At 31.6% G+C, this 11,893-nt stretch carries 13 protein-coding genes and 4 tRNA genes; 5 read left to right on the top strand and 12 right to left on the bottom strand.

Annotation, left to right across the window (positions count from 1 at the left end):
• Window positions 1-160 precede the first annotated feature (160 nt).
• Window positions 161-1,147 carry a hypothetical protein gene (locus tag L0669_RS00335; RefSeq protein WP_263760454.1) on the top strand — a complete coding sequence of 329 codons (987 nt, stop codon included), beginning with the start codon at window positions 161-163 and terminating at the stop codon, window positions 1,145-1,147.
• Window positions 1,148-1,149: 2 nt separating this feature from the next.
• Window positions 1,150-1,833, top strand: a complete 684-nt coding sequence (locus tag L0669_RS00330; protein ID WP_263760453.1) for a hypothetical protein — start codon at window positions 1,150-1,152, stop codon at window positions 1,831-1,833.
• A gap of 33 nt (window positions 1,834-1,866) precedes the next feature.
• On the opposite strand, the gene L0669_RS00325 is transcribed toward L0669_RS00330, so the two are convergent.
• From L0669_RS00325 to L0669_RS00315, 3 genes are all read right to left on the bottom strand, one after another.
• Window positions 1,867-2,331: a GNAT family N-acetyltransferase gene (locus L0669_RS00325; RefSeq protein WP_263760451.1), complete on the bottom strand. Its 465-nt coding sequence runs from the start codon at window positions 2,329-2,331 to the stop codon at window positions 1,867-1,869.
• Between the two features lie 120 nt (window positions 2,332-2,451).
• Window positions 2,452-4,116 (bottom strand): serine hydrolase domain-containing protein, encoded by a 1,665-nt coding sequence (locus L0669_RS00320; RefSeq protein ID WP_263760449.1) that lies wholly within the window; start codon window positions 4,114-4,116, stop codon window positions 2,452-2,454.
• A gap of 78 nt (window positions 4,117-4,194) precedes the next feature.
• Window positions 4,195-5,007 carry a helix-turn-helix domain-containing protein gene (locus L0669_RS00315; protein WP_263760447.1) on the bottom strand — a complete coding sequence of 271 codons (813 nt, stop codon included), beginning with the start codon at window positions 5,005-5,007 and terminating at the stop codon, window positions 4,195-4,197.
• Between the two features lie 185 nt (window positions 5,008-5,192).
• Here L0669_RS00315 and L0669_RS00310 point away from each other — a divergent pair, with 185 nt between their 5' ends.
• Window positions 5,193-5,963 carry a hypothetical protein gene (locus tag L0669_RS00310; RefSeq protein WP_263760445.1) on the top strand — a complete coding sequence of 257 codons (771 nt, stop codon included), beginning with the start codon at window positions 5,193-5,195 and terminating at the stop codon, window positions 5,961-5,963.
• A 116-nt stretch (window positions 5,964-6,079) separates the two neighbouring features.
• On the opposite strand, the gene L0669_RS00305 is transcribed toward L0669_RS00310, so the two are convergent.
• From L0669_RS00305 to L0669_RS00275, 7 genes are all read right to left on the bottom strand, one after another.
• Window positions 6,080-6,152, bottom strand: a tRNA-Lys gene (locus L0669_RS00305).
• 239 nt (window positions 6,153-6,391) lie between these two features.
• Window positions 6,392-7,033 carry a hypothetical protein gene (locus L0669_RS00300; protein WP_263760444.1) on the bottom strand — a complete coding sequence of 214 codons (642 nt, stop codon included), beginning with the start codon at window positions 7,031-7,033 and terminating at the stop codon, window positions 6,392-6,394.
• A 218-nt stretch (window positions 7,034-7,251) separates the two neighbouring features.
• Window positions 7,252-7,572 carry a hypothetical protein gene (locus tag L0669_RS00295; RefSeq protein WP_263760442.1) on the bottom strand — a complete coding sequence of 107 codons (321 nt, stop codon included), beginning with the start codon at window positions 7,570-7,572 and terminating at the stop codon, window positions 7,252-7,254.
• Between the two features lie 152 nt (window positions 7,573-7,724).
• Window positions 7,725-8,138, bottom strand: a complete 414-nt coding sequence (locus L0669_RS00290; protein WP_263760440.1) for a hypothetical protein — start codon at window positions 8,136-8,138, stop codon at window positions 7,725-7,727.
• Between the two features lie 234 nt (window positions 8,139-8,372).
• A tRNA-Leu gene (locus L0669_RS00285) sits at window positions 8,373-8,455 on the bottom strand.
• Between the two features lie 42 nt (window positions 8,456-8,497).
• Window positions 8,498-8,570 (bottom strand) — tRNA-Lys (locus tag L0669_RS00280).
• Window positions 8,571-8,610: 40 nt separating this feature from the next.
• Window positions 8,611-8,683, bottom strand: a tRNA-Lys gene (locus L0669_RS00275).
• Window positions 8,684-8,810: 127 nt separating this feature from the next.
• On the opposite strand from L0669_RS00275, the gene L0669_RS00270 reads away from it, so the two are divergent.
• A complete protein-coding gene (locus tag L0669_RS00270) occupies window positions 8,811-9,329 on the top strand; it encodes a shikimate kinase (RefSeq protein ID WP_263760438.1) in 519 nt (172 codons plus the stop codon).
• Here the strand turns inward: L0669_RS00270 and L0669_RS00265 are convergent.
• Entirely contained in the window at window positions 9,321-9,821 is a 501-nt protein-coding gene (locus tag L0669_RS00265) for a phosphoribosyltransferase domain-containing protein (protein ID WP_173971175.1), read from the bottom strand. The two genes, L0669_RS00270 and L0669_RS00265, sit on opposite strands and share 9 nt — an antisense overlap.
• Window positions 9,822-10,039: 218 nt before the next feature.
• The gene (locus tag L0669_RS00260; RefSeq protein WP_173971176.1) at window positions 10,040-10,429 is read right to left on the bottom strand and encodes an RNA-binding S4 domain-containing protein; all 390 of its coding nucleotides are present in this window, start codon (window positions 10,427-10,429) and stop codon (window positions 10,040-10,042) included.
• Window positions 10,430-10,508: 79 nt separating this feature from the next.
• Here L0669_RS00260 and bamM point away from each other — a divergent pair, with 79 nt between their 5' ends.
• Window positions 10,509-11,666: a BamM family beta-barrel-assembly machinery protein gene (bamM, locus tag L0669_RS00255; RefSeq protein ID WP_263760435.1), complete on the top strand. Its 1,158-nt coding sequence runs from the start codon at window positions 10,509-10,511 to the stop codon at window positions 11,664-11,666.
• The last annotated feature ends 227 nt before the right edge of the window (window positions 11,667-11,893 follow it).

Below are 11,893 nucleotides of genomic sequence, written 5' to 3'. Positions count from 1 at the left end.
ATATTTTATTGTAATTTCTGTTATGCAAAATTATTTTGTGTAAATTTGATTAGTATCTCTTTGTAAAACAATGTTATAATTGTAGATATATTCGAAAAAAAATAATACTTTTTCTAAAGAAGAAATTTTAATTAGTAACCCCAAATAATAATTAAAAGAAATGAAAAAATATTTTGTAATTGCTTTTGGCGCGCTTTATATGCTGTTTTTTGCAATTCCCTTTCCCATGATAATTTATTATGCTGTAAATAGCGAATTTGATGTAAGTACGCTTAAAGACAAAGATCCGTGGTTAGCTTTGGTGATACTTTCAATTTCGATAATTCTCTGGTTAATTGTTTTAATTGGCTATTTCCGCAAATGGATTCTTCAAATTTTTATTTCAAAAAGAAAGATAGAAAAACTAAAATTGGGAGGAATATCACGCGAAGCAAAAATTTTAAGAGCGGTAAAAATATCCAAGCCTACTGCCAAATGGAATACGTATGAACTGGAACTTTCGTTTAAAAACCTCGCAGATACAGAAATCACAAATAAAACAATTGTAACCGATGCTAAACCTCATCAACGTCGTTTTGAAGTTGGAAAAAAATTAAGTTTAATACTTGATCGAGAGTCAAAAGAAGCTCCGCATTTTATTATCGCTACTACAGAAGTAGGAATAGATATAAAAAGAGTGGCGCTTATTATCTTGGGTTGGTTATTATTCGTAGCCGCAGTAATTGGTTATTATATCTATGCGTATCAAACCGAAAGTTATGGTATGGGCTGGCGTTTTATAAGTTTTGGACATCCGCTAATTGTGTGTCCGATGGTACTTTTGTTTATTAGATTTCTTCTGAAATTTATTTATAGTAAACTAGCAGGCTTAGGTGGCGATTCGTCTATGATTAAGTTTAAAGGCATAAAAACCTGGGCAAAACTGATCAAAGTAAGTCAAACCGGAACTTATATTAACGATCAGCCGGAGGTTCGTTTTGAACTCGAATACACCGATAATAAGCATCATGTTCATCGCAATAGTCTCAAAAAAGTGATCAGACTTCTGGAACTTGATATTACCAAACAAGAACAAATAGAGATTTTTTATCTGCCGGAAAACCCCAATCAAATTGCTTTTGCCAGCGATTTAAATACTTCAGAATAATAATGAAAAAACGAATCATCCTGCTAATTTGCTTTTCGCTTTTTGTAAGTTGTGAGCAGATTAATAAAAGTATCAATGAGACTTTTAAACCCAATAATACAATAGTTCAGAAAGAAAAAGCAGCTCCTGAAACGACGTTTAGTACTCAAAGTAATGTTGAGCAAACTACAATTGAAACACATTCAGAAACCCATACGCAAACTGAAGATAAGAATCTCGATTTTTTAACGAATACAAACGAATTAGAAAAGGCAGAACAGGCTTTGCGAAAATTGCCTCAATATGCAGGGAAAGAGATTTTTGTGTATTCGATTCTTTATTTTTATGATTACGGAACCATCAATATTATGCTTCAGCATCCTGAAAATCCTAAATATGTTGATACATATGAGTATAAAGAGGGTAAATGGTCTAAACCTAAACCTTTGCAGTTATCCGTTAGGGATGATGTTCAGAAACGTTTGATTCCGCTTGGTAAAATTAAATTTGCGAATGTTGCTAATCTCACTGCAATTTATAATAAGAAGGCAGCAGAAATAGAAGGAGCTAAGCCGCTTACAAGTGCTTATATTTCTATTCGGGATAATGAAATGCATTGGTATCCTACAACGATTAACGGAAGCAGAGAAAGATATTCGATACAATTTAATAGTGATGGAACCCTAAAATCATTCAAACAGGATTAATATTTTAAGTTGAGGTTTTTTATGAGATTTCAATCAATCTAGTTTTAATTTGAAACCTTCGTGACTGGCTTTAAAACCTAGTTTTTCGTAGAATTTTAGAGCTTCAGTTCGTCTTTTGTCTGATGTTAGCTGGACCAAACTACAGCCTTTTTCTTTTGCACGATTAATGGCGTAGGTTAAAACCTTAGTGCCAATTCCTTGTCCGCGGTAATCAGAACGGGTTCTTACGGCTTCGATTTGTGCGCGTAACGTACCTTCGAAATTAAGATACTGAATAAAAGTCAATTGAAATGTAGCTACTATATCTCCGTTAATCTCAGCAACTGTAAGTTCCTGATTGGGATCTTCCTGAATTTTTCTAAAGGCTTCAAGATATTTATCAGAAACTTTTTCTGTAATGTTTTCTCTTGATGCTCCGTAAACATCATCGGCAAGCATGCTTATGATTTCAGGTAAGTCTTCGATTTTTGCAAGTCTGAAAGTAAGGTCTGTGCTCATTTTTTTTAAACTTTTAATCTAATTTAGGTAAAGGTAAAAATAAGTTTAGCGCTAAAAAAAGGTAAAATACATTTTGTGTATTTTACCTTTTTGATGATTGTTTTTAAAATGGCTTAAGGGTTATTTCAAAATTGCCGGCAATAAGTAATCGTGAACTATTTTATCTGCTTGAGGATGTCCGTAAGGTTTGTTAAAAGCTTTTGAGGTAATGATTACGACAAGTGGCAAGTCTTTGAAAATTATAAATTGGTTTCCGCCATTTCCAGCACAGTAATAAGTTTCGTAATTTTTCCCCTTATAATTAACGGTTTTATTCCAAAATAAATAACTGTAGAATTGATTGTCGCGTTCAGGGATTTGAATTTGTTTTGTTAGCGTCTTTTTTACCCAGTTTACAGGAAGTATTTGTTTACCATTCCATTCACCATTGTTTTTATATAACTGGGCGTACTTTGCATAATCTAATGAAGTCATTTGTAAGCTTCCTGCAGTATTAGGTACTTTTTGTGGGGTATATTGCCATTGATAATTGGTAATGTTCAAAGGTTTAAAAAGTTTTTCATCGGCATATTTGTCTAATCCTTTAGGTATGCTCTTATCCAGAATATCTCCTAAAACAATAGTGCCGGCTGTAAAATAATCCCATTTGCCACCATTGGTTTTGGCAGGATCTGTAGGTAAATCCAATGTGAATTTTACCCAGTTTTCTGTAGGGTACATGTTTTCTTCATTTCCGGGGGATTCACTATGCGCATCAGAACCTTCAAAAGAAGAACTCATCGTAAGCAGGTCTTTTATTTTTACACTGTCTTTTTTGATATCGTAATTGGCGTATTCTTTTAAGTTATAAAAAGAACTAATTGTTTGATTCTCATTTTTTATATATCCGTCATTTATAGCAATTCCCATAAGTGTCGACGCAAAAGATTTTCCTGCCGAACGCGTGTCATGCAGGGTAGTTCTATTGGCATCATTAAAATATTCTTCTATCAAAAGTTTACCATCATAAATCGCTACAATGCTTGTAATTTCCTTTAGATTATAAGAAGCAATTTCTTTATTGAGCAATTCGATTTTCTTTTTGTCAAACTGAAAATCAGAAACTTTCCATTCGCTGTTTGGAGCTATTGGTTGTATCTCCATTTGTTTGGCAGTTACTTCCGGCGTCTTTATTATCAATTTAACTTGTCCTTTGGCAATTAAACTTCCTACTATAGCCTCTCTACTTTTATTTGTTATGATGTAAGGTCTAACTTCAATTCTTAGATTGTGAGTTCCGTTTGTTAATGCTTTTTCGCCGCCATTAAGATTAAAACGTTCCCACATATGCAATGCCCAAAGGTTTTCGGCTTTTGAGCTGGTAAGCGGAATTCTTAATGTTGTGGAGGTGTCTTTGCTGCTGCCGTACCCAAAATTGCAGCCTGGGTTAATATTATCTTTATAAATAAATTTGTTATCAATATAAAAGGCAAACTGAAGATTGCCCATTTCTACAAGTTGTTCGGCAGATAAATCAGGAGCTAATTGATGTAAATAGTTTGTTATTGAGTTATTCAGAAAAATCCTGATGTTGAGGTTTGATTTGTATTCAAGATTAAAAGATTCGAGAAAATCAGATTTTTTATATTGATCTAACGGAATGTTGCCATTCATAAAAGTAACCTTGCCGATGTTTGATTTGTGCAGTTTTCCGGTGATTCCTTCAGTTTTAAAAAGATCAGCATTTTGGCTAAAGCCAATAAAGCACAGTAAGTTGATTGCAAATAGAAATAATGTTCGTGTCATTTTTTTTGATTGATTTGATTGAGGTGTAAAATTATTCTGTCCGCAGCATTAAAAATTGTACAAGATTAACATTTGGTATTATTTCATTAAAAGTAATTTTAAATGTGCAGAAGGATTTAATCCGTTTACCTCTTTAAAGCATCTTGTAAAATGGCTTTGATCAGAAAATCCGCATTCGTAAGCAATTTCAGTTAAGGATTGTTTTTGTAAAGAGAGAAGCGAAAGTGCCTTTTCTACCTTTAATTTTCTCATGTATTCGCTTAAAGTACAGTGAAAGTATTTAGAAAAATCTCTTGAAAGATGCACCGGATGTATTCCGGCTATTTTAGATAAATAATCTAATGAAATGGTATCTCCAATTTGGTCGTGAAGAATTTCATCAATAATTTGTACCCATTTTGGGTTTTTGTATAATAATGAATCGTGATGCGTACTAAGTTTTGATAAGATTTCGATTAGTAATGTTTGTGTAGAAAAATCTACAGCAGGACCTTCAATTTTTGCGGCTCTGAAAACTTTATACATTAAAAACTTAATTTCCGGTTTTGCGATGTTGATGCTTCCTTGTAAATTATCGTCTGATAATGCTATCGTGTCAAACCAATGTTTTTCGATTTCAAGATGAAAACCTCTGGTAAATCCGTCAGGTTTTATATTATAATGAGGTTCCTGCCAATTATGAAAAAGCAAGCTTCCGGGATTACAATTGTAGACCTCTTTTTTATTTCCTTCAATGACATTTCCCTCCAGAATAAAAGTAAAATAAGCATTTTCATGATAATGCCAATCGACTTTACTGTGCGTGTAAACCGTATCTGTTAGGGTTATTCCGTCTAATAAAATAGTTTCATTGGTTTGCCCGTAAAATGTGCCTCTTTGCAGATGTTTCATATTAATCGCATTATTTTTTTTAATGTGCTGAGGTATTTTAGATGGTTCTAAATGTACTCTAAATTAATACATAAAGAATTTTGCTCTTATCTATTAGAAGAAATAAATCATAAAAAGTTACAGAAGAGGTTTGATTTATTTGAGATTGTTTATTTTGGTCTCACTTAGAAATCTTAATAATAAAAATGCAAACATTCTTTACAACAACCTGTCTTCTGTTTTTTACTTTTAATATAGCACTGGCGCAAACCAATCATAATGATCTAAAAGATGTTAATCTGAAGGGGAATGTAAAAACATTTGGTCAATGTTTTCTTGAAGGTCTTTCGATCTCACCTAAAGATAATAATAAAATATGTCAAATGGGAATTGGCAATACGTATAATGAAAAAGGCTTTCTTCTTTCATTCAATTCTGTTTCTTATAATGCTAAAGTACTTGAAATAAAATATTATTATGACACAGATGGTGTTCTTAATGCGTCAGACTATTATTATCCGGGAACAAAAAGGAGTCAATCATTTCTTATTACAGTAAAAGAGGATGCCGCTAAAAATGAAGTAAGTTGTTGGTTTTATGAGGGAAGTGTCTTGCAGTCGAAAACAGTTTTCATTCGTGATGAAAAAGGGAATTTAGTTGGACATCTGAATTATGGTAAGGATGAAAAGCTGAATATGGAAAAACATTATGAATATGATGCTAATAATTATAGAATAAAAGAATCTTTTTGGAGTGTTAGTCCTCCGGGATATTTAGATCAACCAATACTTAAAAGTGTAGTTACGTATAAAAATGATGAATTTGGTAATCCTATAATGAAAATCAATTCTAGTCGTAAAGAAACGACCACTTATACTTATAAATATGATAGTAATGGTAATTGGTTGCTGCGTACTTCTTATAATGACAAAGGAGAGGTTAATCAAATAGCCGAACAATATTTCGAGTATTATTAATAAATGTAATAAGAGGTTTATTTTAATTGAAAGAGAGGCACTTCAGAAAGTCTGTCACTTTTGGAAGATCCTAAAATAAAAAAAAGGTCAAGTAAATGAATACTTGACCTTTTTTGTGACCCGACTGGGGCTCGAACCCAGGACCCCATCATTAAAAGTGATGTGCTCTACCAACTGAGCTATCGAGTCATAATGTTTTCTTGAACGCGGGTGCAAATATAAGGAGTTATTTTAGATATATCACTACCTTTTTTAAAGTTAATTTAATGTAAAAGTATTGTTTTGGATTAACGAATTGAAATAGAGGGGAAAACACAAATGTTAAAATGTGTTTTTTATGTATTTTTATTTTTTTGCGATGGGATGATGTGGGATTTGGGAGTGTTTGAAGTTTCTGGAAGAGTATTGTCAATCCGATTTAAGACTTTTTATATTTTTAAAATGTCGCTAATTACTTTGATAAAACCATATTCTTCAAAACTATTCCAAAGAATGGGAACCGTTAAATTGTATTCTTTTCCTTTTGCCCATATAAGTCTGTATCCATTATCCTCCATGTAAATACATCCGTAATCAGCTTCTATAGATCTGCATAATTCTTTAAAATATTTGTCAATTGATGGTGACTTAGCAAAAAGTCTGCTCATATCGCTTGTAACTGCCCAAAATTGAAGTTCTATGTAATTCTCCATTTTTGAAGAGTAATCTTTAATGTGAATTTCAATATTGCCTATCCACCATTTATTATTCATACACTTATAATAGTCAATAAAGTCAGATTCATCCGTAGAGTCTGGTTGATAATATTGAGTTAAATCGTATAAATAATATTCAATTATGCTATTGTCTTCGTCCACTACAATACATGTGTCTATTCTTTGATTTATTCCAAAGTTATCAAGTAAAGTAGCTGATGTTTGTCCATTAGCATATTTGTCGATTTTATATAGTTGGTCATTAACTATTTCAAATGCCACTCTTTCTTTTTGTGAATGCTCATAAACAAATTTTAGAGCCTTCTTAAGTTTTTCTTTCTTGATGTATATTCGATAGTCGTAATCTAATCCCATTTTTTTTGTGATTCGTTTAAATTCAAATATATTGTTTTTAACTTAAAAAGGATAAAGAGGAATTTTATTAAAGATGAAATATTTAAACGATATGTTAGTTGGAAGGGCTAAAAATAAAAAAAGCGGAAATCTTATAAGTTAAGATTTCCGCTTTTGTGACCTTGATGGTAGAAAATTCAAAGTTTACGTAATGTAATATTTGATTTATATGGTATCATTTAATCAGGATCTATAGTTATTCCTATTCTAATTGAATATTTCATTGCTATTTCAGTAAGCTTTATAGTTTTAGTAATTTGATTTTGAGTTTCTTCATTTAGATCGTTGTAAATCTCACTTTGCAGAATTTTATGTAAAAAATCATTTAGCAAGTATGGATTTATTGTATTCTCCCATGAAGATAAGAATACTCTGCGGTCTTCAGGATTCGATTTTTCGTAATAAAAATTAAAAGGAAATTTTTCTATTTCTTCCTCTCCATAGAATTGTTTTAGCTCAACACTCTCATTTGTTATTAGATCATGAAATTCCCAAGACAATTCAAAGAGATAATTATTGTTCTTGTATAATTCATCACGGTAATTCTAGTGAAATTCATCACCGGAAATGATAGAATCAGCAATTGATTTTATATTTTTTAAATCATTTTCAAAAACATAAAATTCTTTTTGTGGTAGTTGTAAATTAAGTGTTACTGGCATAAAATTCTATTTAAATCAATTAAATCTTTTTTTCTTTTTAAAAGTTTTTTATTTGTTATGATGTCTTTTATATTTAAATAATTTACATTGTTATTACTGATAACTATAGTTTTCTTATTATCAAAGCTCTCTTTAAAAAACAGTCCATTCATTTGTGATATTAATTCTATCTTGCAATTATTTTTTCTAATTTTAATGTAAAAATCATCTTCTATAACTGTATTAGATATAATTCCTGAATTTTGTAATTTTTCAATATTTTCTTTTTCATTTTCAATCCATATATCTAAATCATTAGGAAGCCTTTTAAAGCCATTAAATAAAATTGCCCAGCCACCAACCACTAAGTAATTAATAGAATGGTGGGATAAGTCTTCGATAATTTGAATATGTTCTTTTCTCATAAGAATATTGATGGTCTGTAAAACCAATAGTAGAGTCAAAGTTAAGAATTATGTCCTCTTCGACAAGTTATAAAACAATAGGTGTTAATAAAGAAGCTGAAGAGCCATGATGAGGTTCTAACTAAAATAACCATCAAAGAGAGATCTTGTAAAAAAGTAAAAAGTTCCGAAAGGATTTTTAGAACCATAAAAAAAGCCTGAGAATCTAAATTCTCAGGCTTTTTCTTTTTTAAGTGACCACGGTGGGATTTGAACCCACACGCCCTTACGAGCACCACCCCCTCAAGATGGCAAGTCTACCGTTTCTCCACGTGGCCTAAAATAAAAAAAGGTCAAGTAAATGAATACTCGACCTTTTGTGACCCGACTGGGGCTCGAACCCAGGACCCCATCATTAAAAGTGATGTGCTCTACCAACTGAGCTATCGAGTCATGCTATCAAGAAAAGTATTTTGTTTAATCACAAATTTTGTGACCCGACTGGGGCTCGAACCCAGGACCCCATCATTAAAAGTGATGTGCTCTACCAACTGAGCTATCGAGTCATATTCTTTCCTTGAATGCGGGTGCAAATATAAGGAGTTATTTTTGATATTTGCAAGCTTATTTATTATAAATTTGTCTTTTTTTAATCAAAATTTACAACACCTTAATTTTTAGGTTCTTATTAAAATGAAAAAGATTATATTATTAGGATATATGGGCTGCGGAAAGTCAACAATTGCCCAAAACTTATCAAAAATTACAAATATTCCATTTTTAGATTTAGATAAATGCATCGAAAATAAAGCAAATTTATCGATAAATGAGATTTTCGAGCAGTTTGGAGAGATCCATTTTAGAAAATTAGAGCACGAAATGTTTCTGGAATTACTTCAGTCTTCAGAAAATAGTATCATAGGTTTAGGCGGAGGAACACCTTGTTATGCCAATAATCATGAATTATTAAAAAGAGACGATGTTACTTCGATTTATTTAAAGGCATCAATAGATACTTTATATAATAGATTAATTCATAACAAAAGCAAACGCCCGTTAATCGCTAATATGAATGAAGAGGAGATGAGAGAATTTATCGCAAAGCATTTGTTCGACAGAAGCTATTATTACAACCATGCGCAACATAAAGTTTCGGTTGATGATAAAGCTGTCGAAGAAACAGTTCAGGATATTCTTGAAATTTTAGCTTAAAAAAGCATAATCGTCGCCATTGTCATCAAAAACAACCTGAACATGCTCTAGTAAAGATGTCGATAAGGAGATTCCTTTAAAATCGGCCTTTACAGGGTATTTTTTATGATTTCGGTCTACAAGCACTGCTGTTTTGAATTTCTTTAACGGAACGTCTAAGAAATGACGAACAGCATAGATTAATGTAGTGCCCGAGTTCAGGACGTCGTCTACAAGCACCAATCCTTTGTTTGCGTATTCTTCTTTTGTTAAAGAAGTTTGTATAGGCAATTGCGGATTTTGTTTGTCGACTTTAACTTCGCAAAGAGAAACCTTAAGTGTAGAAATCGTGCTTAAGGCCAAAGCAATTTTTTGAGCAAAAATAGATCCGTTAGAAGCGATTCCTGCAATTACAACTTCTTCCTCGTCAACAAAAGTTTCGTATATCTGATAAGCGATACGTTTTATTTTATGTTCGATTTCCTGATTGGTTAAGATGATGTTTTTGCTCATGATTTATTTTTTTTGCTAATATAACTAAATAAAATTCCAATATAAAAAATCCAAATTCCAAATTTGAAAAGGAAATGTCAATAGTGAAAATCTAAATTTTAAATTATAAACTCCAATGTTAGATTTTAATTCTCTGAAATTTAAAAAGATGTTGAAGTTTTATTATTTGTTAATTTTTGGAATTTGGGTTTTGGGTTTTGAGAATTGAAAATTGAAATTTATTCCGTTTCTTCTTCCTCAATAATATCATTTCCGTATTCGTCGATATCTCTTCTGTCTTTTTTTGTTGGTCTTCCGGTTCCGGTTTTTCTGTAATGCTCTTTAGATAGTTTTAATAGCTCTAAATGCGCATAAGCTTCAGCCGGCGTTTCATTTTTTCGGTATATATCTACCAATTTTGCACCAACACGGCTTTCAGGGATGTCAAGAACTGTTATAATTTGTGTAATCTGATCTTTTCTAAACGTAATTTTATCCGTTGGAAAGACTTCTTTCGAAGGTTTGGCAACCTGCCCATTTACTGTAATATGGTTCTTTTTGCAAGCTTCAGTAACCATATTTCTGGTTTTGTAATAACGTACGCACCATAAGTATTTATCTATTCGCATAATTTTTCTAAATTCAAAGTTAAATTCTTTACAAAAATAAATCAATATTGTATCTTGCGCACCTAAAAAATTAACAATAATGAATAAATTTAAATATTATTTTATTTTATTACTTGCAGGTATAGCTATTGTGTCTTGTAATAAAAGTGATGATGACGATGTTGTGACTGTGCCGCTAAGGGACTATAAAGAACAATACAAAGCAGATAATGATTCTATTGTTAAGTATTTAAAGAGTAATTATATGACCGTTATACATGCTCCTGGAACTCCGCAGGATCTGGATGTCGTGATAAAAAAAATAGTTCCTGGTGATGGAAATGTTTCAATTTGGGATCAAACGGAATATCCATTAAAAACAAGAAAAGTTTACAGTAATGATGTTACTTATGAAGTATATTTTTTAAGTTTAAGAGAAGGAACAGGAAGTAAGCCAATGAATACAGATAAAATCGTTGCTTCTTATTCAGGTAATTTTTTAAATGGGAAGGTATTTGATAGTTCTTATGGAAATGCAGAGACCTTTAATTTATTTGCATATTCGCCTGAAGGTAGCGTAATTGAGGGTTGGTCTGAGATTTTTCCTCAATTTAGAACAGGTACTTCTACAACAAACTCAGGAACAGGTGTTATTACTTACGATAATTATGGTGCTGGAGTTATGTTTGTACCATCAGGATTGGCTTATTACGCTGGTACTGTAGGTACTGATGGTCCTGCTTATTCTTGTTTGGTTTTTAGTTTTAAGTTGTTTGATCTTCAGAGAATGGATAATGAATATACTATTTCTTCATCAACAGGAGGAATTGTTATTTTAGGAGATGGTGTTCCTGATTATTTAGAAGATGTAAATGGTGATGGTTATGTTTATGATTTTAGAAATACAACTAAATATCCGAAACCACCGCCTGAATTAATTGATGATACTGATGGAGATGGAGTAGCTGACTTTGTAGATTTTGATGATGATGGTGATGGTTTTACTACAAGATTTGAGCTTACAAAACCAACAACTGAAATTGGTATAATAGGCGGAATTAATTATGGAGCAAGATTGTATTATCCTTGGGATCCAACTGCAGATAATCCGAATACTCCAAATATAAATGAATTTGAGCCTAGAGGAATTCCTAGAAAACCAACAGGTGTAAATGGAACTTTTACAGAAGAGGATTATACAGCTCAAGGAAGATTAAGAATTCATCTTGATAAAACATATCCAATTAAAAAGAACTAACTTTTTAATTTAATAACAACTAAAACTCCGAAAGTAATTTCGGGGTTTTTTTATGGTCAAAAATATCTCATGTGTTAAATCTGTGTAAATTTTAGAAATTAATTTATCGGTTTACGCTTTCCCGTAATGAATATCTAAATCAAAATGGTAGGTTTGTAGGAATAATGATCGAATCTTGAAAAAAAGCAACAAGAGTTTAGTAGGACTTTTGTTGAAATTAAGGATCA

Source organism: Flavobacterium bizetiae, assembly GCF_024271895.1.
GTDB classification, from domain to species: domain Bacteria; phylum Bacteroidota; class Bacteroidia; order Flavobacteriales; family Flavobacteriaceae; genus Flavobacterium; species Flavobacterium bizetiae.
This window is presented reverse-complemented; position numbering and strand designations above follow the sequence as displayed.